Raw genomic sequence first — 20,059 nt, forward strand, 5'->3', positions numbered from 1 at the left:
ATACGGCCACTCGGTGATGATGAAGCACGGAGCCGAGGGACAGGCTCTTCCACCCGTGGGGCGGCAGCTTCGGTGAGGCGGGTGTCGCCCACCCACCCGATATTGGCCTTGTCCGTGATCGCCTGTTCATGGCTCACCACGAGAACCAGGCCGTTCACTGTCCGTCCCCCCTCGGGGCAGCGCCTGTGGTTGTGAGGCGTCGGCGGCCCGTGTCGGTGTCGACTGCGCGCGAGACGTGGAACGAATACGCAGCACGATTTTCAGCACCTGTACGGCACGATTCTGACGTTTGGGCGACGGAGCCCAAAGAGCCGTCAAGCCCGCCGCCACAACGACGATGGAGATCGCGAGCGGCACGATCGAAGCCCCCATGCCCACCGTCTTGAAGAACTCCACCACGATCGACCTCCTGGGCAGCGCGAAGCTGACCAGAGGTCTCTCCCGCCCGCGCACAGGCAGCGCGAACCGACAGCCCCGGGGGCCTCGTGGTGCGAGGCGGCACCGTAATGACGAGACTGTCGCGAAGGGATACTCCCCCCTGCTATGTAAAGAGTACGGGAACCACCACTGTCGATGGGGGGACATCGCCCTTACGCGGTGACGCTCGGCTGTCAGATCACCACCGGTGTGGGCAAGGTCCGCGAGATTAGGCGCGTGGCCACACCGTTAAGGCTCGTCGTGCCGACGCGCGAGATGAACGGTGATGTCGGCGATGATCTCGACCGTTTCCGGCAGGACCTTGATGATCTGGCTGAACACCTGCTCGCGCTCCGCGTCAGGCAAGACGAGATAAGCCGAGATGGTCGAGAGATGACCGATGTAGTCGTGAGCGGTCAGCGTCAAGCGGCGTTCGATCACGGCCTGCCGGACATCGGTGAACCACTCGGACCGTTGAAGCTCCGTGCCCGGCCACTGCATCTCCGCCTCCGGAGGCGTCCCGTCTGGAGAGGGAACGCCATCACTTGCCAGGAACGGTGATCGCGCCCCGCGGACCGCCCATTCCACAGCTGGGTCGGCCAGTTCGATCGGACCGCCGAATGAGGCGAACACGCCGCCTGGCTCGGTCAGCGAAGCCGCCCGTGACCACCGACCCTCCGGGTTCGTCCAGTGCAACGCCGCAGCCGCGTAGACCAAGCCGTACCTCTTTCCCCGCTGCAGGTCCTCGAACGCGGCTTGCACGGTCCTGACGTTCGATGGCACGTGTCTGCGCAGCTCGGCGAGCATGGCCCCATCAGGCTCGGTCGCTGTTACAGCGATCCCTCGTTCAGCGAACAGGCGGGTGGCCTTGCCTGTCCCAGCGCCGATCTCCAGAGCGGTCCTGACCGGCTGGGCAGCGTATGCCGTCACCATGTCGAAGAGCTCCACGGGATATCCCGGCCGGAACCGTTCGTAGGCTTCCGCCACTACGCCGAAGCTCAGCGCGCGATCAGACATGCCGAGCATGGTAGTCCCGAAAACGCTCATTTCTGAGAACACGAACGGTAGCCGTCGTTACACAAAGCTACTTCGGGGCTCATCTCACGAACCTGAGCGGGGGGCCATCCGGCGAGCTTCGAGCGCATCCAAGATCAGATCCAGGCCGTAGCCGAACTCGCTGGTGTAGTCGTAGCCCGGCCGCAGGGCGTGGTCGCGGATCATCTCGGTGAGGTACGGCAACTCCTCCGCCGGCAGATGCCGGAGGATGCCGCCGGCCACTTCCTCGACATCGTCCGGCGTCGTCACCGGCAGGTTCGCCTCCTGCAAGACGAACCCGGAGACGTAGCTGTCGATGAGCGAGACGGCGTGCGCGGCCATCGGCAGCGTGAACCCCGCCTCCCGGAGGACGCCCAGGACGGCGTCGTGGTGGCGCAGCGTCGCCGGTCCCGGATCGCGACGGGAGTCCATGAGGCCGAGAGCCCAGCTGTGCTGCGACAGGACCACGCGTGCGGAGAAGGCACGCGTACGGATCGCATCACGCCAATCATCACATTCAGCACCGGGTAGCTTGATCGCCGCGAAGACCATGTCGACCACGCCGTCGAGGATCGCGTCTTTGTTCGGCACGTGGTGGTAGAGCGACATCGCCTCCACGCCCAGTTCCTGCGCCACCCGGCGCATCGTGATCGCCTCCACGCCGCCGCGATCCGCGACCCGGATCGCGGCTTCCAGCACGAGGCCTCTGCTGAGCGGTTGTGGTGGTGGCACGACGGCTCCGGGGTGTGGGCGGGTTGACAGCCTTACGAGCGTAAGCCAACCTTACACCCGTAAGTAGCCTTACTGGTGTAAGGCTCTCTAGGTTCGCGTCAGCCAGGGTTCAGCCGACACCTGACCTGTGACGCGCCCCGCCGGGGCGAGAGAAGGAGATTTCGATGCCGATGCCGAGGTGGTGGGGGCACGTGAACAAGAGGGTGTTCAACCCCCGCGCGATAACCGGCGGGAGATGGCCGGTGCTGATTCACATCGGTCGCACTTCTGGCGCTACGTACCGCACGCCGCTCGATGCGCATCCCGTCGACGGCGGTTACCTGTTCGTTCTGGTGTACGGATCGCGCTCCGATTGGGTGCAGAACGTCCTGGCGGCCAGAGGTGCGCGACTCCGGGTCGACGGGAGAGAGGTGGAACTCGCCGCCCCACGCCTTGTCGGGAAGAACGAGGCGTTCCAGGCCCTCCCCGATGAGGTGGCACGCCCACCGAAGCTGCTCCGCATCACCGAGTTCCTCCGCATGGACCTGTTCACAGGCTGACCCTGGCCGCCGCCCCGGCAGTCCCCGTCTTGCGCGCCGGGGAGCCTGAACCTCGCCGATCCGGCGCCGACACACTCCGCCACCACGGTAATTACAGGACAAGCATCGTGCATACAAACAGGCGGGCAACCGCAATTGCGGGCACACTGGTCATCGTCGGCATGATCGCCGGTGCGCTGAGCATCGTTCCCGCTCTTGAGGAGCCACGCCATCTCGCTCTCATTTCCGCACACGAGAGCCAGGTCATCGTCGGCGCAGTTGCTCAGTCCATCATGATCCCCGCCTATGTCGGGTTCGCGCTGTACCTTTATCCGACATTGAAGGCGGAGAACGAAGCGCTCAGTCTGGGTTTTCTCGGGTTCAGGCTGATCGCAGCGACGTTCCACTTCATAGGCGTGATTATCCTGCCCTTGTTTCTTGTGCTGGGCAATGAATTCACCCAAGCCGGCGCTTCGGACGAATCTCGCCTCGAAATCTTGGGCGAGTTGCTGGGGACAGCGCGCGACTTGGTCAATCACGTCGCATTGATCATCTCACTGAGCCTCGGAGATCTCCTGTTGTTCCGCATTCTATGGCGGTCGAGATCCGTCCCTCGATGGCTGTCCGTGTGGGGACTTCTGGGAATCGGAGCAGCTGTATCGGCGAGCTTCCTGGTGCTGCTTCGCCTAACTGACGTGGTCACGCCACTCTACCTGGCCATGAATGCGCCACTGGGCCTGCAGAGCCTTGTCTTCGCCGTATGGCTGATGACAAGAGGCTTCGCTACGAACGCATCGACCACGGCCCACCAGCCCGGCGTCCGGCGCGGCTGACGCGCAGGCCGCCTTGGAACAGCTGCCCGGCTGCCGACGCTCCGCGAAAGGCGGGGCCACATCCCTGACAGGGGCGGGGGCGAACGTCGGCGGTTACGGCTGCGGCGCAGGATCCGGCTGACGGCGGCCAGGCCGGGCCAGGCCGCTCGCACACCCGCCCGGACGCGGTGGCCGCCGACAATGCCTACTCCTCCCGCGGCAACCGCGCCTACCTGCGCCGACGCCGCATCAAAGCCGTCATCCCGGGGAAGACCGACCAGGCAGCCAACCGCGAAAACCTCGGCTCTCGCGGCGGACGCCCGATCAGCCACGACCTGGATCTCTACAAACAGCGCAACACAGCGGAACGCTGCATCAACCGGATCAAGGAGTGGCGCGGACTGGCTTCCGCTTCGACAAGACCCCCGGCAGCTACCTCGCCGGCCTTCACCCATGCGGAACGATCTTGTGGATCCGAAGCCTTCAACCCATCTGAAGATCCGAAGTCCGTCCAGGCCCTGGAGGCCACGACCCAACCGGACACAAGTCATATCCAAGAGGTGTTGCCTAGCATCTCCCTCGACGCCAGACCGGGAGCGTCCAGACATCGAGATGCGTATGCAATATGCACCTCAGTTCTTCCCGGCTTTCCACGGCGAAGTACCAAGGAATTTCTCATGCAGATCGGATATACAGTCCCGCAGTACGGCGCCTTCGCCGACCCGGATTTCATCCGGCAGGCCAGCGCGGATCTGGAGGCCATGGGCTACAGCAGCCTGTGGGTGGGGGATCGAATCATGCTGCCGCTCGCACCCAGCGATCCCTACCCGGGAGGAAACGGCGAGATCCCCCCGGCCTTCGCGACGTTCTTCGACCCGCTGACCGCGTTGACGCTGGCCGCCGTCAGCACTCGGAAGGTCCGGCTGGGAACCAGCACGCTCAACGCGCTGTGGCAACCGCCGGTCCTGCTCGCCCGCATGCTGACCTCACTCGACCTGCTCAGCCACGGACGGCTGGACGTCGGCATCGGTCTCGGCTGGCTGCGTGACGAATACACCGCGACCGGGGTGCCCTGGCAGGGGAGGGGAAACCGGCTCGAAGAAACGCTCGACCTGATGGAGGCCGTCTGGAGCAGTGAGGTGGTCGAGCACAAGGGCACGCTCTGGACCGTGCCGCCGTCGCACATCGATCTCAAGCCCTTCCAGCGGCCGCGCCCCCCGATCCTGCTCGCCGGTTACACACCCTCGGCTCTGGAGAGGATCGGCAGGCGAGCCGACGGCTGGCTGAGCGCGGCGATACCCATGCCCTATCTGACCTCCCTGTGGGATATGGCGCTGCAGACCGCGGCACGCGCCGACCGGGACCCGTCGGCCCTGCGAATGGTGGTGCGCGTCAATCCGCAGATCACCGATTCTCCCGCGCCCGACGACCAGGTGCCGCATGTCGGAACCGTGCAGCAGATCGGTGACTACCTGCTGACCCTCGCCCAGGCCGGTGCCCACGAGGCGTTCGTCGACCTGCAGACGACGACATCCTCGCGCGCTCAGTTCCTGGACGTCGCGCATGAGCTCATCACCAGGCTGCAGGCCGGCTGAGCTCATCACCAAGCTGCACGCCGGCTGAGCTCGCGCACCCAGCCCACGCTCGGCACCGTGACACCGCAGGCGCATCCGCCCACCGGCGCTGTCCCCCCTCGTCAGGCCGTTACGCATGCGATGCGCGGTGTCGCGGGGCGCGTCCTCCCCAGGCCCGTCAGGAGTCCAGCTGGACTCCCGGCCCGGGGTGGCAGCTCGGCCAAGCATCGGCTGAGGGACCGCGTTCTGCAGAAGGCGATCAGAACACCATCGCGAGCAGGTCGGCGAACAGCTCCTGTTCGTCGATCTCGAGCCCGCGGTTCGTGAACCACGTGGCCATGTTGTGGCAGTCGCGCATCAGGAAGTCCATGCCCTTCGGGTTGCCCACGATGTCGACGACCTGAGGCAGGTCGATCATCACGATCCGCTCGGCCTGCGCGAGGACGTTGTACGGCGAGAGGTCGCCGTGCGCGAGCCCCGCGCGGGCCAGTTCACGCATGCCGTTGCGGAGCTGCTCGAAGTACACACCGAGCAGCTCCTTCGACGGCCGGACCTGGGCGAGCCGGGGCGCGGCACCGCCCTCGCCGTCGTCGATGAACTCCATCAGCAGCTCGGTGCCGTCCACCTGCACGGGATACGGCACCGGGACGCCGGACTTCCACAACCGGTTGAGGGCGTCCCATTCGGCGTACGCCCACTGACCGGCCGCGACACTGCGGCCGTGCGAGGTCTTCTTCGCCATCGCCCGGCTGTCGCGGCTGTTGCGAGTACGGCGGCCTTCGACGTACGACGTACGACGGTGGAAGGACCGGTGTTCTTCGGTGCGGTACCGTTTCGCGGCCAGCAGCGAGGACTTCGCCGGGTTGTCGCCGATGGCTTCGACGGCCCGTTCGAGCAGGAAGACGTCGGCTTCCTTACCGGTTTTGAGGACGCCGAGCTCAGTATCGATCGCAGCCTGTTCCGTGACGACCCACGAGGGGCGTGGTTCCGGGCCGCGAGAACCGCGCTCGACCTCCAGCCAGGTAGACCACCGCTGATTCGGGCCCAGCTTCTCGTCGACCGAATGGAACTCGAAGACGAAGGCATCGGCCGGATCTGATTGAGACTCGTCACCGGTGAAATCGGACGAGCGGGAGTCGAGGTCGGAGTAGGAATCAGAGAGTTCGTACTCGGAAAACAACGGGTGTGCTCCTGAACAAAGAGGTGGGACTGATGCGGACATGCCGCAGCACAGTGATGGCCATCCGTCAGCCCTCCTTAGTCCAGGCAGCGCTCGCCGCCGCTCGATCAACCCAGCATGCCCGCCCGTTCCGGACCCCGCAACGTATTTAAGCCCTCCGCTCCCGAAGCTGCCCCAGCCCCAGAGTAGGAATTGATCTTAGGTACGGGTCCGGCCGAGATACGGCCAAAGGCGGCTATGAGCCGATCATGTTCGTAATCTCGGCCGGACCCGAATGGACGGCGAGCAACCCGGCATGCGGTTCCCGCACCACGTCACCGGTCGTTTCCGGCCGTGGTGTCCGCCAGGTGGAACCACACCGCGTTGCCCGCCTCGGCGTCATGGTGAACACCCCAGCGAGTTGAGAGCAGCTCGACCATCAGCAGGCCCCGCCCGCCATCACCGTCGAGCGTCGCCGCCCGCACGAAGGGAAGGCTCCCGGCCGAGCCATCGTCGATCACCTCGACATGGACCACATCGGCGCCATGACCGCCATGACCGCCGTGGCCTTCCTGGTCGCCGTAGCCACCGTGGCCACCCGACATGGCTACGCACACCGTCACCGACCCGTACGGCCGACGGCCCGAGTCGGAGTGCACGACCGCGTTGGTGACCAGCTCGCTGAGCAGGAGGAGCACATCGTCGAGGGTGGAGGCGGCGATCCTGCCCGACAGCAGGTCGCGGGCCCACTGGCGGGCGGTGGGGACCGAGGCTGGGGTGCCGGGGAAGTCGGCGTGGCCGAGCGGACGCAGTACGGCCCAGCGCGGCGAGGCCGTACGGTGCCGCTCATAGCGGCAGGCGGGATCCGGGACCGAGGACGGGGCCGGGGGCCTCATGCGGCGGCCGCCATGGCGATGACGTCGGCGGCGTTGTCGGCCTCGGCCCACACCCACGAACCCGGCATCCAGATCCGCACCCACCAAGGTCGCCAGATGAACACCCACTCTCGCGCCCGGCGGATCACCACCACCCGGATCCGCGTCCTGCCCATCGAGACGACCTCCAGCACTGGCTGACCGGCCACCGGCAGCACGAGGGTGCTCCCCACCCCGATCCGGTACAGATCCCGCCCCAACCGCACCAAATGCTCGAATTACTCCAGCGGATCGCACACATTCATAAAGCCCACCTCCTGGCGAAAAGCTGCTCCTTGGAGTGCGTTCAAGCGCCATGATGTACTCGCACAGCCAAACTCGCAATGCCAATGTTTGACTGTCTCCAATTAGAGTCAAATGTCCATTTAGACCAAATTTTCGCTGATCGCACCGGATACAAGGAGAAAGCCATGATCGGCAGGCAGAGTCCAACCGTCCGCCGCCGTCGCTTGTCGGCAGAATTGCGGCGTTTGCGAGAATCGGCGAACATGACTGCAGACGCGGTGGCCGAACAATTGGAATGGTCGCGCGGCAAACTCAGCCGAATCGAGAATGCTCAGTGGCAGCGACCGAACCCGCGCGATGTCCGCGATCTGCTTGACGTCTACGGCGTCACCGACCAGGGTCAGCGCGAGGCGATGATCGCCTTGGCGCGGGAGTCTCGGCAACGAGGCTGGTGGACCGCCTACCGGGACATCCTGGCCGGTAGTTACGTCGACCTGGAGGCAGAGGCATCGGCCATCTCCACCTTCGAACCCCTTGTGATCCCCGGCTTGCTGCAGACTCCCGCCTACGCGGCCGAGATCACCCGTGCCGCGCTGGTACACGATCCCGCCGAAGTCGAACGACGTGTCGCGTTGAGAATGGAGCGACAGCGACTTCTGGCGCAGGCGGACCCTCCGCGTCTTTGGGCTGTCATCGACGAGGCTGCCCTGATTCGCCCTTTGAGCTCACCGCTCATCGCCCGCGAACAACTCCAACGACTCATCGACACCGAGCCTCTGGAGCACGTCACCATCCAGATCCTTCCGCTCGCCGCCGGTCTTCACGCGGGGATGCCAGGCCAGTTCGTCATCATGGAGTTCGCCAAGGACCCGCGAATCGTTTACGTGGAGACCGGCACAGATGGCCTATATCTGGAGAAGCCAGAAGAGCTTGCCCGTTATACGCTGGTTTTCCAACACCTATGCGCGACTGCCCTTGCTCCGAACGCATCCCTCGCCTACATATCCGACATGATCGACAAACTGAAGTGAGGCCCCACCCCCATGGACTTCTCCCAGGCGACCTGGCGGAAGAGCTCACGTAGCCAAGGAACGACCGACAACTGTGTCGAGATCGCCTTCACGTCAGACCTGATCGGCGTCCGGGACAGCAAAGACCGTCACGGCCCGATCCTGGCCTTCTCCCCCGACGGCTGGCAGGGTTTCATCGACGGGATCAAGAACGGGGAGTTCAACGAACTGATGTAGCCCAAGCCCCACGGGCGGCCAGTACTCGACATGGAGAACCGCCCTGCTCCACCAGAACGGCGTTCCATGCGGCTGAGCTTGAACCTTAGCGACCGAACAGGACAGAAATAGAGGTACGAAATGGCGGAGAAGCTCGCCGCGAACCTGTCCCTCGCGGAGTGGCGCAAGAGCAGTCATAGCGGCAACGGCGGTGCCGACTGCGTCGAGGTGGCCGACAACCTTCCCGGAGTCGTGGCGGTCCGGGACAGTAAGGATCCTCATGGACCGGTGCTGTCCTTCTCCCCCGACGGCTGGCGAGGGTTCGTCGGCGGGATCAAGGGTGGAGAGTTCGACGGGCTCGGGTAAGTGCGGAGTGTCAGGTGCCACCCACCTGCTGCTGTCACGGGCGCCCGTGGCCACGGTGTTCCTAGCGCCTCGGTGTCCACCGGTTTCATCTCCTCAATGATCGATTAGCACCTCCTGCTTTTCGAAGGAGAAACGTGACCCCCCACACCGCAGACCCGACTCCCATCGCATGGCGTAAGAGCAGCTACAGCACCGACGGCGGCAACTGTGTCGAAGTCGCGTATACGGATGACCGCTACCTTGTCCGTGATTCGAAGGACCCCGACGGTCCTGTGCTGGCCTTCTCCCCCACGAGCTGGCGAGGCTTCGTCAGCGGGATCAGGGACGGGGAGTTCGATGAGGTGGGGTGAGGCGCGGGGGACGGCCGCTTGCCCTGCCCTATGACGTTCGCTGTCGCCGGGCGCGGTGTTCCGGGCGAGTAGGGAAACCGGCCGGTGGGGTCAGGAAGGCTCTGGGGCGGGGAGGCGGGCGGCGCGGGATTCCAGGTAGCGGCGTTCGGTGAGGCTGGCGGTGGTGCGGGCGGCGAGTTCGTAGTTCTCCCGGGCGGCCCGCGGGTCGCCCGCCTTCTCCAGCAGGTGAGCCCGTACCGCGTGCAGCCGGTGGTGCTCCGCCATCCGGACGTCACCGTCCAGGGTGGCCAGCAGGTCGAGTCCGGCGCGCGGCCCCTTGATCTCGGCGAGCGCGACCGCGCGGTTGAGGGTGACCATCGGGTTGGGGGCGATGCGTTCGAGGATCTTGTACAGCGCGTGCACCTGATGCCAGTCGGTGTCCTCGGCCTTCCCGGCCTCGGCGTGGACCGCGGCGATGGCGGCCTGGAGCTGGTAGGGGCCGATGGGTGAGTGGGCCATCGCCGTACTGATCAGGGTGATGCCCTCGGCGATCAGGTCGGCGTCCCAGCGGGTCCGGTCCTGTTCGGCCAGCGGGACCAAGTCGCCGCCGGGGGTGGTCCTCGTGTGGCGGCGGGAGTCGGTCAGCAGCATGAGGGCGAGCAGTCCGGTCACCTCGCCGTCGTCGGGAAGCTGCCGGTGGAGCATGCGGGTCAGGCGGATGGCCTCGTGGGAGAGGCCGGTGCGGTGCAGGTCGCTGCCCGACGAGGCGGTGTAGCCCTCGTTGAAGATCAGATACAGCACGTGCAGGACGACCCGCAGGCGCTCCTCCCGCTCCTGGGGCTCCGGAAGGCCGAACTGGCTGCCCGCGGCCTTGATGCGCTGTTTGGCCCGGCTGATGCGCGCGGCCATGGTGCCCTCCGGCACGAGGAAGGCGTGGGCGATCTCGGCGGTGGTCAGGCCGCCGACGGCGCGCAGGGTGAGCGCGGTCTGGGAGGCCGGGGTCAGCACCGGGTGACAGCACAGGAACAGCAGGATCAGCGTGTCGTCGGTGTCCGGCACGTCGTCACCGGCCTCGCCCCTGAGCTCCGGCGCCTGCGCGACCGCGGTGCTCTCCCGCGCCTTGCGCGCGTGGTCGCTGCGCATCTGGTCGATCAGCCGCCGGGAGGCGGCGGTGATCAACCAGGCGCGGGGGCTGTCCGGCAGGCCGTCGACCGGCCAGCCGACGGCCGCGGCGAGGACGGCCTCCTGCACGGCGTCCTCGCACTCCTCGAACTGCCCGTGGCGGCGGACGAGCACCCCGAGGACCTGCGGCGCCAGCTCGCGCAGCAGGTCCTCGGTCACGGGATCGGTCCTCATATCTCCAGTTGTCCGGAGGAGAACATGACCGGCCGCACCTCGATGCCCATGCCCTCGACCTTGGCGTCGGGGATCAGAGCGGCGAGCTCGATGGCGCGTTCCTTGCTCTCGCAGTCGACCATGTAGAAGCCTCCGACGTACTCCTTGGCCTCAAGGTACGGCCCGTCGGTGACGGCCGGCTGACCGCCCCGGACTCGCACCACGGCGCTCTGCGACGGATCGGCCAGGGCCTGCGTCACGATCATTTCACCGGACTTGGTGATCGTGTCGATGAACGCACCATGCCCGTCCATGATCTCCTGGCGCTCCTCCTCGGTCAGCGTGTCCCACACGACCGGGTTCATGTGCATGATCAGCAGGAACTTCATCTCTACTCCTCGGCATACTCTCCGAACCCCCGTCGGGCTCTTCGACCGGGTGGTCGGAGCCGACGGCTCCGTCTTGACATCCGCCGGGCGGAGTTCGCGGGATTTTTTCGAGTCGCACTCTCGCACGGGTTCCCCGCGTGGGAGTCGCACTCTCGCACGGGTTCCCCGCGCGGGGGGAACCACACGGGTGAAACCGCGTGGCTCCGCGGTACGGCCGGGGATTCGGAGGGTTCAGGAGGTCTGTCGCGCCCGTTCCAGGTAGGCGACCAGGGCGGTCATCCGGTCGGCGGGCCAGGGCAGGTTCCGGCTGAGTTCGGCGCTGTTGTCCTGCCACATCCGCTGGGCCGCGGCCCGGGTTCCCCCGCTCCGCTCACCGGCCGGGTGGAAGGCGGCGCCCAGGGCGTCCCAGCGGGAGAGCAGATCCCGCACCCGCGGATCGTCGACGGGGGTGTCGGCCCGCACGTGGTGCAGCAGTTCCTCGACCAGGGCGGTCCATCGCGTCCTGGCCTCCTCGACTGCCTCGGGGCCGAGCGCGGCCCTGCGCTCGGCCAGTTGTTCCCGCTGCTCCGGGGTGAAATAGGTCTCGAACACCGACATCATCTCCAGGGTCGTCATGAACTGGTCCGGACCTGGCATCGAGGCGTCGTCGAGCTGCCGCAGCAGCCCGTGGATCCGGCGTTCGAGCCGGTGGATCCGTCCGGCCTGGTCCTCCAGGTCGCGCAGCTGGGCGGTCAGCAGCTCGCGCATCGTCACCAGGTCGTCCGCCGAGCCCGCGAGCGCGTCCGCGATCTCCTCCAGCGACAGCCCGAGCGCGCGCAGTGCCCGCACGCGGTACAGCCGCCGCAGGTCGCGCTCGGTGTAGCGGCGGTGCCCCGACACGGTGCGCTCACTCGCCGGAAGCAGGCCGATCTCGTCGTAGTGGCGCAGCGCGCGCACGGTCAGCCCGCTGGCCCGCGCCAGCTCCCCGATGCTCCACCGGCGTGCGGCGGCGTCCTTCCCGGTCACGTCGGCAACGCTAGAACCTCCCGCTGCGGGAGGTTCAAGCCCCTGACGCGAACCGTCCGCCCGTGGGGCGACGGTCCGGGAACGGACACGTCCGGGAACGGACACGTCCGGCTATGGACATTTCCCGGCCGGTCCGCGCACCCTACGGATGGCATCTCCGCCAGCCGTACCGATTGGAGTTTCGATGCGCCGTCTGCTGTCCGTTCTCGGGATCGCCGCCTTGCTCGTCCTTCCGGCCCTGCCCGCGAACGCCACCTCCATCCCCCGTCTCCCGCAGGTGGCCTCCGCCCACTGACCGCGCGGGCCGCTGTCTTCCGGGCTCCGTTCACCGGAGCCGCGCCACCGGGGAGGGCCGTGCCGTCTCCGAGTTCCTCCTCGTGGTGCGCGGGTTCGACATCGCGTGGTTCTTCGCCTGCCCGGGATGCCTCGTGTAGTCGATCTCCGCTGTTTTTCCGCCGTGCCGGATGTCAAGAACGCCGATGCCGCTCCGACCTCGTCCTGGAGTCAACAACACAGGAGGGTGAACATGAGCATTCCGCGCATCGGGGTCAACCTGCCGAACGTCGGTCCCCACGCGGGCCCCGAGGCCATCGTGACCATGGCCCAGGCCGCTGAGCGGCTCGGCTTCCACAGCGTCTCGGCGTCGGAACGGCTGCTGCTCCCCGCCGGGCCCGGCTGGCGGAACGAGATGGGACTGCCCGAGTCGTACGTCTGGGACACGCTGGAGACGCTGACCTGGGCGGCCGCGCACACCCGACGGGTCCGCCTGGGCACCGGGATCGTCAACGCGCTGTTCCAGCCGCCGATCGTGCTGGCCCGGCGGCTGGCCACGATCGACCGGCTGTCGGGCGGGCGGCTGGACGTCGGGCTCGGACAGGGATGGCTGCCCGAGGAGTTCACCGCCGTGGGCGTTCCGCTGACGCGCAGGGGGGCGGGGTTCGAGGAGTACGTGGCCGCGCTGCGCGCGTGCTGGGGACCCGACCCGGTCGAGCACCTCGGCACTCACTACCACATCCCCATGTCGACGGTCGGTCCGAAGCCGGTCAACGGGCTGCCGGTGTACATCGGCGCCCTGGCCCGGCCCGCGGTGGAGCGGGCGGCCCGGATCGGCGACGGCCTCATCGGCGCGGTGAGGGACTGGCAGACCAGCGCGACCGAGATCGAGTGGTACCGGCAGGCGGGCGGTACCGGTCCCGTCATCCTGCGGATCGGCCACCCCTACGAGGGGCCGGACACCGCGGCGGAGGCGTTCGTCCCGTCCGCGCTGGCGGACCTGGAGTCGGCCGCCAAGGTCGGGGCCGACGAGCTCCAGTTCGAGCTGAACCTCGCCGAGATCCCTCCCGCCCGCCAGGTCACCCTGTTCGAGGCCCTGGCGTCGAGCCTCGCCTAGTACTCCAGTGACGTTCCGGGAGCATGGTTGGAGTCTGCGCCGGTAGTGGCATTGCCGGGCTTGTGCCTGGTGGCTGCGACGCCGTTGTGACCGGCGCAAGACTTCATCGATGCGCTGGGGCGACGTGAACAGGAAGCTCGGCCGGCAGTCGGCGAATCTCAGGCGCGGTCAACCGAATCCCCGCGTCCCCACTCTCGGCTTGGTCAGCGGCCAGGACAGACCAAAAGGCCAGGGCGAGCGTGGCCAACGTGATATGGCGGTGCCAGCCGGTCCAACTGCGCACCTGATACTGGTCGAGCTCGTCCTGTCCTTTGGCTGCCTGGAAGGACTCCTCGATCGTCCTGCGGATCCCCGCGATGCGCGCCAGCATCACCGATGACATCGGTTCGGATGTACAGCAGCGAAAAAACGCCAGCACACATCCCATCCGGCGCTCGTGCGGCAGCACACGCAGGTGCAGGTATCGCCCGTAGACCTCTCATCGTCGGCCCCCATCCTGTACCGACTCCAACGTCCAGCGCCGCAGAGATCATCGGTGCCACCAATCCGACTAATACGCCCGTGCCGTACGGCGCGGCTCGACCCGGCCGAACCAGGACGCGATTCGAGCCATGATCATCTCGAAGATGACCTGCCAAAACATCACTGGAGTACGGGTGAGCGCATAGTGCATGAACTGCGCATATGGCAAGTAAAAGATGACACCTACGAGCAATGGACAATCTTCGCCCGGATCGCTCCCCGCCATCTTTACGCCTACCCCGAACTGGCCCGATCGACGACATACCATCATCCTCATACCCGCCTATCGGCAGGCGCGCGGGCCTCACGAAGGCAAAGGTCGTACTGGATATGTTATCCAACGAGCAATCGAGGAAGACGATTAAGTCTCCTCTTCACCCTCGACGCTTCCCTTATCGTGGGGTCAGCACCGACAAGGCGGATAAAGAAGACATCTAGCACCAGAGTCACCGAATCTCCACGCAAGGCTTCCTCCGCCTATCATATGTTCCCAATCCAACTCTGGTCACCGACAGGAACATCTTGTTGCACGACGTGTTCACAATCGGGAACACGCTTAACGCAGTCGCCAAGCGACTAGAGGCCGACAGAGCCCACAGCGTTTACGGACTCACACTTCCCGCGCAGCAGTGGTACATCTAGCAGCACACGCCGCTCTCCACCCAAATCAAACCGAACCATCTTCCGATCGAACACTTAAGGCAATAAGTGGCAGCAATTTTCGCCAAACCTTAATTAATCCAACACCAAGCAGCCAATGCAATGCCAAATCAGCTTGGGTGATAAAAATTCTTGAAAAAGAGCGAAGGCACCTGTTAGCTTAACTGCGGGCGGGATGGTTGGGACGCCCCCGCCCGCAGCACATCTATCGATGTAATAGAAGGGTACCGCATGCGCTTCCGCTCTCAACTATCCATCCTCGCACTCACAGTCGTCTGCGCTTTAAGCCAACTGGCGGGCACGGCCGCCGCATCCACTAACCCCGACCCTCAACAGGGTGCGCAGCCTGCCATCATGACCCCCCTAAGCCCCGAACAAGCTGCCATACTCACCGCACCTGCCGGCCCCCGATGGGTGGAAAACCCGGCCCTTCCGGTAGAAATCGAGCTCAAAGCCGCCTCCAACGACACCACCAACGCCGCACCAACCTGCCCGCTCGGCGACTACTGCGTGTACTACGAAACCTATCGAAACGGCGGCGGGCGGGGACTGAACGGCGACATAGCGGTGTGGAGCAGTTCGTTGAACGACCAGGACGAATCATCCTGGAACAACGGCCTCTCAGGAAAGGGCGTAACGTTGTACCAGAACGCCAACTATCGCTCCCCCCTTGGATGCCTCCCCAAAGGACAGTACTGGAATGTTCACAGCCCGATGCACACCGGCAGCTCCAACCGATGGATCGGCTGCTGATGACCACCGAAGCAGACTGACGTAAAACTCAGTAAGAGCGCGGACGGCACAGTAATCCACTGTTACTGTCCGCGCTCCCCTCTGGTCCTGAGAGGAATTTAACTTGATCGACGTTTCGCGACCTCTCCGCACCGCCCTGTCGATGACCTTGGTCACGTCCATATGCGTGGCATGCAGCAGCACACCCCCAGCACACCAAAGCACCGCCCCTGTCACCGTACCTCAAGTCCGAGACTGGCGATGGTTGAACTTCAGGGATCCGAACGAACAACGTGCCCTATTGATCGCAGATCAGTTGCTTACCTCCGAGTGCATGAAAAGGAAGGGGTTTAAGTACCGCCCCAACATCCCGCCCCGGAAAACAACGCCCGAATATCCAGCCATTGACGGCGACGACGTCTCCGCCCGCAGGCATCGCGGATATGACCCCGATCCCCGCCTGTCGCAGGAACAGGACAAAGATCCCAACGTCGCCTATATTGCCAAAATGCCCGAACCGGAACAGAGGAAATACGCGAACACCCTGACAGGCAATGGCGATCTTGACCTGAAAGTCAAGTTTGCCAACGGCGACGAAGTAGCGGCGGACTCGGACGGCTGTTCGGCGGAGGCCTCGGTAAAGCTGTATGGCGATCAGCGACAACTTCTAAGTGTGCAGGTGCTGGCAATCAACGTGGACGCGGAAGCCATGTCACGCGCCCGCAAGGATCCCGCCTACCTCGCCAAAGTCAGCGAGTGGAGCGCATGCATGACCCAGGGAGGAATGAAGTACAAGACGCCGGACGAAGCGGTTGACAGCGCCCTGCGACAGCAGCAGGGTGAAAGCACCACCACTGCCCGCAGGCGAGAGATTTCCATCGCGGCCGCAGACGCAACATGCGACAAAAAGGTAGGACTGTCCGAAACCGAGCGCAGACTGACCGGCGCTTATATCGAGAAAGTCGCCCATGAGCGCAGCGCAGAAATTTCCACTTTCACCCGGATGAGAGATCGGGCACTAAAGATAGCTGCCAGCTTAATGCAAGAAAACAAAATAAAATGATACTCAAAGCGCCTCGACGACTAGCGCTAAGCCATGATCCGTGATCACAGTTTGGCTTGCGCCGAATACGGTGACGTCTGAGGATCTGCAGTTTTGAGCGGTAGGGATGGATGGATTGCTCGCGCGGGTTGCGGTCCGGCTCGGGAGGGTAAAACCGCGTTGGCAGGCACGGGCGTATCCGGTCGGACTGCTGGCGTCGGTGGAACATTAGAACAGCCAGCAACCGGCGTAGGCCGCAGGTGATTACCAGCCTCATCGGATGCGGCGATTGCTGGACAACGCGTGATGGGATCATCAGGGGTCCGCGTTGACCTGCATGATTACGTGATCGAACAGCTTGGGAACCCGGATGGTGTGCTGATCGTGGATGAGACCGGGTTCATCAAGAAAGGCAGCCGATCGGCCGGGGTGATGACGTGTCTGCCGACCGTACCGTTGGGAGCTCCGATGCGCCGTCCGCTGTCCGTTCTCGGGATCGTCGCCTTGCTCGCCCTTCCGGCCCTGCCCACGCACACCACCTCCATACCTCGGCTCCCGCAGGTGGCCGCCGCTCAGTGAGTACGGCACGGTGACCGGCCGGGGATCCGGTGGTCCGATGGAAGATCAGCGTGGCACCTTCCGTGACGGGGCGTGATCGACATAATTAGATGAAAAGCCAGGTCAACGCGGGTTTCTGGATTTCCTCACCTGACTCCTCCGGTGCTGGCCCTCATCGTCGCCGGCGTTCACAGTACGGCGAGAACACACCGCCGCCGTCGGGCACCCGTCCGGTAGGAGAGACACATGCGTTCGATCGTAGGGATGGGAGTGGCCGCCGCCCTCGCCGTGGCCCCCGGCACCTCGACCGAGATCCACCGGGTGGCCTTCACGGGCGTCGCGCGGTCCGGAGGGGTCGCGCCGTCGCCGAGTTCGTCCCCGAGTCCGTCGCCGTCACCGAGTTCGTCATCGAGCAAACCGCTGACCGCCAGCAACATCCCTCCGGAGTGGAAGAACGTCACCACGCTGCGTGTCTCACCGGGGAGTCTCCGCCAGCGCAGCGAGGTCCGGCTGTTCGTGCACTGTCCCACCAACTCCAACCACGCGACCGTCGGCTCGACCGCGTTCAACCTCAAGGGCTCAAGGCGCCTGTACCGGGAGGTGGGGTTGGGCCTCAGCCAGAGGGGCATCGGCATCGGCGCCGTCGTGATCTCCTACTACGCGCTCCTGGGAATCCACGAGGTCCATCTGCGGTGCGTGCAGGTCAAGATCAGCCACAAGACCCGCCTCAGGAGGATCCGCGTACTCAGCAGCCTCTCCGTTCCCCTCCTCGTGCGCAGGTTCGACATCAGGCAGTTCTTCCCCTGCGATGAGTATGGGTGCAGCGGATCATGGGCCTGGACGAGCGAGCACAAGAAGGGGAAAGACCCCAAGAAGACGAGCTGAGGGGCGGGGACACTCGCGTGGGGAGCCGCCCCGGCTCGTGTGCCGGGGCGGCCCTTTCCCCGCCGGCCGCTGCCCGCCCGGCCGTACGGCACGGCGGGCGACACGGAGAACGCAGAGAACGCAGAGAGACGCGGAGAGACGGCCCGTCAGAGCGCGGGGTCGGCGGCCTTGCCGTTGGCCTCGGGAACGGCGGGGGCGGTCACCGAGGGCGGGGTGGCGCCGCTCAGGAGGGAGCGGGCGAGGCCGAGACCGGTTCCGCCGAGGGTGAGGGCCTTGGCGAGCATCTCCTCGATGCCCTGGGCACCGTTCAACACGACCATGTGATCCACGTTGCCGAACGCCTTCGCGCCCGCCTCGACGATCTGCGGCCAGTTCTCGGCGAGCTGCTGGGCGATGACCGCCTCCTGGTTCTCGGCGAGGGCCTGGGAACGGGCCCGGATCGCCTCGGCGTCGGCCAGGCCCTTCGCCTTGGCGGCCTCGGCCTCCGCGAGACCCTGTGCCCTGGCCGCCTCGGCGGCGGCCAGTCCTCGGGCCTTGGCGGCCTCGGCCTCACCGAGACCGGTGGCCTTGGTCGCCTCGGCGGCGGCGATGCCGCGCAGCCGTACGGACTCCGCCTCGGCCGCGGCGGCCTGCTTGACCTGGGAGGCCTGGGCGGCGGCGCGCAGCTCGGTCTCGCGGGCCTCCGCCTCGGCCTGGGCGATGCGGGCGTCACGCTCGGCCTGGGACAGCGTCACGGTCTCGTACGCCTTGGCGTCGGCGGGCTTGCGGACCTGGGATTGCAGGCGCTGCTCGGCGAGTTGCGCCTCCAGCTCGGCGGCCCGGGTCTCCTGGACCACGACCTCCTGGCGGGCCGATGCCTCCGAGAGCGGGCCCGCCTGGCGGGACCTGGCCTGGGCCTCGTCGATCTCGGCCTGGTAGGAGGCTTGCTTGATCTGGGCGTCGCGCCAGGCGGCGGCCTTGTTGGCGGCGGCCACCTGCTCGGCCTCGGTGGCCTCCTGGTCGCGCTGGGCCTCGGCGATGCGGGCGGAGGCGGCGATCTTGGCGGCGTGCGGCTTGCCGAGGTTGGTGATGTAGCCGGTCTCGTCGTCGATCTCCTGGATCTGCAGCGAGTCGACGATCAGGCCGAGCTTGATCATCTCATCGGCGGCGGAGGCGCGGGTCTCACCGGTCAGCCGCTCACGGTTGAGGATGAGGTCCTCGACGGTCAGGTTGCCGATGATCGAGCGCAGGTGACCGGTGAACAGCTCGTGGATGGCGCCGTTCATCGAGTCCTGCTGGTCGAGGAAGCGGCGGGCGGCGTTGGCGATGGAGTGCAGGTCGTCGCCGACCTTGTAGATCACCACGCCTTTGACGACCACCGGGATGCCCTGCTGGGTGACGCAGGAGACCTGGAGGTTGGTCGCGCGGGAGTCCAGGCGCAGGCGACGAGCGGTCTGGAAGCCCGGGAGCACGGCCGTGCCCTTGCCGGTGACGATTTTGAAGCCGAGGCTGTCGGTCTGCCCGCTCCCGCCCCGGGCGCCCAGACCGGAGATGATCAGCGCTTCGTTGGGCTCGGCGACCCGCCAGACGGCCTTGAACAGCAGGATGAGAACGACGATGGCGACGAGAACGACGCCGCCGCCGACGAGAAGCTCGGTGGGCAATGTGGCCTCCACGGAGGAGAAAGAAAAAGGGGATCAGACGAGCGCGCGGGCGACGTAGACCGTCCGGGGCGGGAAGTACTCCACGACGATGACGACCGAGCCGGTGGGGATGACGTCCTCGGGGACAGTGGGGTACGCGTAGAAGGCCTCGACGCCGCCGCGCACCTCCAGCAGCACCTCCCCGACCAGGCCGGGGCCGATCCTGCCGGTGACCCTGCCCTGTTTACCGACCACGTGAGGTTCCCCGTCCCATCGTGAAACGGATCCGCGAGCACAACGGATCCGCGATTGCGGACGCTACTCCGAGATGTTCGCTTCCACCACCTGCTGTGGCGGTACGGGGTGATAACGAACTGCCTACCGGGGTCCCCGCCCTCACCTGATCGTCCGCCCTGTACCGTCCCGTGATGACATCCCTCCCATAACGCTCTATCACTCCATAACGATCACAGAGGCGGCGGCGTTCCGAAAACCGTGGATCACTCCGAACCGGTATGGTGACCGCCCGCTACGAAAACGGCCATAACGCCATTGAATGGAAAAGCGTTGGCTACTCGTGCCCTGCGACCG

Annotated in this window: 22 protein-coding genes and 2 pseudogenes; 12 read left to right on the forward strand and 12 right to left on the reverse strand. The window is 65.8% G+C overall.

All coding sequences use genetic code 11. From position 1 onward, the window contains the following. Positions 1–126 precede the first annotated feature (126 nt). The 3 genes from AB0N02_RS19660 to AB0N02_RS19670 all read right to left on the reverse strand — a co-directional run bounded on the left by AB0N02_RS19660 (position 127) and on the right by AB0N02_RS19670 (position 2,151). Positions 127–399, reverse strand: a complete 273-nt coding sequence (locus AB0N02_RS19660) for a hypothetical protein (protein ID WP_363948264.1) — start codon at positions 397–399, stop codon at positions 127–129. Between the two features lie 267 nt (positions 400–666). Further along, positions 667–1,434, reverse strand: coding sequence for a class I SAM-dependent methyltransferase (locus tag AB0N02_RS19665; RefSeq protein WP_363948266.1), 768 nt, complete (start codon positions 1,432–1,434; stop codon positions 667–669). Between the two features lie 84 nt (positions 1,435–1,518). Continuing rightward, complete coding sequence (locus AB0N02_RS19670) at positions 1,519–2,151, reverse strand: TetR/AcrR family transcriptional regulator (protein ID WP_363948269.1); 633 nt, start codon at positions 2,149–2,151, stop codon at positions 1,519–1,521. Positions 2,152–2,348: 197 nt separating this feature from the next. Between AB0N02_RS19670 and AB0N02_RS19675 the strand changes: the two genes are divergently transcribed. The 4 genes and pseudogenes from AB0N02_RS19675 to AB0N02_RS19690 all read left to right on the forward strand — a co-directional run bounded on the left by AB0N02_RS19675 (position 2,349) and on the right by AB0N02_RS19690 (position 5,109). After that, positions 2,349–2,723 (forward strand): nitroreductase family deazaflavin-dependent oxidoreductase, encoded by a 375-nt coding sequence (locus AB0N02_RS19675; RefSeq protein WP_363948272.1) that lies wholly within the window; start codon positions 2,349–2,351, stop codon positions 2,721–2,723. 107 nt (positions 2,724–2,830) lie between these two features. Then, positions 2,831–3,535 (forward strand): DUF4386 domain-containing protein, encoded by a 705-nt coding sequence (locus AB0N02_RS19680; protein WP_363948275.1) that lies wholly within the window; start codon positions 2,831–2,833, stop codon positions 3,533–3,535. A 140-nt stretch (positions 3,536–3,675) separates the two neighbouring features. Beyond that, a pseudogene (locus AB0N02_RS19685) lies at positions 3,676–4,010 on the forward strand (transposase); the annotation flags it as partial. A 181-nt stretch (positions 4,011–4,191) separates the two neighbouring features. Next, positions 4,192–5,109, forward strand: coding sequence for a TIGR03619 family F420-dependent LLM class oxidoreductase (locus AB0N02_RS19690; protein ID WP_363948278.1), 918 nt, complete (start codon positions 4,192–4,194; stop codon positions 5,107–5,109). A 238-nt stretch (positions 5,110–5,347) separates the two neighbouring features. Here AB0N02_RS19690 and AB0N02_RS19695 read toward each other — a convergent pair whose 3' ends face one another. From AB0N02_RS19695 to AB0N02_RS19705, 3 genes are all read right to left on the reverse strand, one after another. Next, positions 5,348–6,268, reverse strand: coding sequence for an RIO1 family regulatory kinase/ATPase (locus AB0N02_RS19695; protein WP_363948280.1), 921 nt, complete (start codon positions 6,266–6,268; stop codon positions 5,348–5,350). A gap of 314 nt (positions 6,269–6,582) precedes the next feature. Next, complete coding sequence (locus AB0N02_RS19700; RefSeq protein WP_363948281.1) at positions 6,583–7,143, reverse strand: ATP-binding protein; 561 nt, start codon at positions 7,141–7,143, stop codon at positions 6,583–6,585. Further along, a complete protein-coding gene (locus AB0N02_RS19705; protein WP_363948283.1) occupies positions 7,140–7,355 on the reverse strand; it encodes a hypothetical protein in 216 nt (71 codons plus the stop codon). Before AB0N02_RS19705 ends, AB0N02_RS19700 begins: the two co-directional genes overlap by 4 nt. Before the next feature lie 237 nt (positions 7,356–7,592). Here AB0N02_RS19705 and AB0N02_RS19710 point away from each other — a divergent pair, with 237 nt between their 5' ends. From AB0N02_RS19710 to AB0N02_RS19725, 4 genes are all read left to right on the forward strand, one after another. Beyond that, positions 7,593–8,438 (forward strand): helix-turn-helix transcriptional regulator, encoded by an 846-nt coding sequence (locus AB0N02_RS19710; RefSeq protein ID WP_363948284.1) that lies wholly within the window; start codon positions 7,593–7,595, stop codon positions 8,436–8,438. Positions 8,439–8,450: 12 nt separating this feature from the next. Beyond that, complete coding sequence (locus AB0N02_RS19715; protein ID WP_363948286.1) at positions 8,451–8,654, forward strand: DUF397 domain-containing protein; 204 nt, start codon at positions 8,451–8,453, stop codon at positions 8,652–8,654. Between the two features lie 120 nt (positions 8,655–8,774). Further along, positions 8,775–8,999, forward strand: a complete 225-nt coding sequence (locus tag AB0N02_RS19720) for a DUF397 domain-containing protein (RefSeq protein ID WP_363948289.1) — start codon at positions 8,775–8,777, stop codon at positions 8,997–8,999. Positions 9,000–9,133: 134 nt separating this feature from the next. After that, positions 9,134–9,349, forward strand: coding sequence for a DUF397 domain-containing protein (locus AB0N02_RS19725; protein ID WP_363948292.1), 216 nt, complete (start codon positions 9,134–9,136; stop codon positions 9,347–9,349). 90 nt (positions 9,350–9,439) lie between these two features. Here AB0N02_RS19725 and AB0N02_RS19730 read toward each other — a convergent pair whose 3' ends face one another. The 3 genes from AB0N02_RS19730 to AB0N02_RS19740 form a co-directional block, all read right to left on the reverse strand. Next, positions 9,440–10,684 (reverse strand): DUF6596 domain-containing protein, encoded by a 1,245-nt coding sequence (locus AB0N02_RS19730; RefSeq protein ID WP_363948294.1) that lies wholly within the window; start codon positions 10,682–10,684, stop codon positions 9,440–9,442. After that, positions 10,681–11,052 (reverse strand): YciI family protein, encoded by a 372-nt coding sequence (locus tag AB0N02_RS19735; protein WP_363948297.1) that lies wholly within the window; start codon positions 11,050–11,052, stop codon positions 10,681–10,683. The genes AB0N02_RS19730 and AB0N02_RS19735 overlap by 4 nt, the downstream gene beginning before the upstream one ends. Positions 11,053–11,283: 231 nt before the next feature. Next, positions 11,284–12,057, reverse strand: coding sequence for a MerR family transcriptional regulator (locus tag AB0N02_RS19740; protein WP_363948300.1), 774 nt, complete (start codon positions 12,055–12,057; stop codon positions 11,284–11,286). A 526-nt stretch (positions 12,058–12,583) separates the two neighbouring features. On the opposite strand from AB0N02_RS19740, the gene AB0N02_RS19745 reads away from it, so the two are divergent. Further along, a complete protein-coding gene (locus AB0N02_RS19745) occupies positions 12,584–13,447 on the forward strand; it encodes a TIGR03619 family F420-dependent LLM class oxidoreductase (protein ID WP_363948303.1) in 864 nt (287 codons plus the stop codon). Positions 13,448–13,550: 103 nt separating this feature from the next. Here AB0N02_RS19745 and AB0N02_RS19750 read toward each other — a convergent pair. Continuing rightward, positions 13,551–13,814 (reverse strand): annotated as a pseudogene (locus tag AB0N02_RS19750) (IS701 family transposase); the annotation flags it as partial. Between the two features lie 1,046 nt (positions 13,815–14,860). Here AB0N02_RS19750 and AB0N02_RS19755 point away from each other — a divergent pair. From AB0N02_RS19755 to AB0N02_RS19765, 3 genes are all read left to right on the forward strand, one after another. Continuing rightward, entirely contained in the window at positions 14,861–15,382 is a 522-nt protein-coding gene (locus AB0N02_RS19755; protein ID WP_363948306.1) for a peptidase inhibitor family I36 protein, read from the forward strand. 280 nt (positions 15,383–15,662) lie between these two features. Then, positions 15,663–16,424, forward strand: coding sequence for a hypothetical protein (locus AB0N02_RS19760; protein ID WP_363948309.1), 762 nt, complete (start codon positions 15,663–15,665; stop codon positions 16,422–16,424). 783 nt (positions 16,425–17,207) lie between these two features. Beyond that, positions 17,208–17,846, forward strand: coding sequence for a hypothetical protein (locus AB0N02_RS19765; protein ID WP_363948312.1), 639 nt, complete (start codon positions 17,208–17,210; stop codon positions 17,844–17,846). Positions 17,847–17,992: 146 nt separating this feature from the next. Here the strand turns inward: AB0N02_RS19765 and AB0N02_RS19770 are convergent, their stop codons facing one another. Then, complete coding sequence (locus AB0N02_RS19770) at positions 17,993–19,489, reverse strand: SPFH domain-containing protein (RefSeq protein WP_363948315.1); 1,497 nt, start codon at positions 19,487–19,489, stop codon at positions 17,993–17,995. A 33-nt stretch (positions 19,490–19,522) separates the two neighbouring features. Further along, positions 19,523–19,723: a hypothetical protein gene (locus AB0N02_RS19775; RefSeq protein WP_363948318.1), complete on the reverse strand. Its 201-nt coding sequence runs from the start codon at positions 19,721–19,723 to the stop codon at positions 19,523–19,525. Positions 19,724–20,059: the final 336 nt, after the last annotated feature.

The sequence above is a fragment of the Streptosporangium sp. NPDC051022 genome, from assembly GCF_040683035.1.
Taxonomy (GTDB): domain Bacteria; phylum Actinomycetota; class Actinomycetes; order Streptosporangiales; family Streptosporangiaceae; genus Streptosporangium.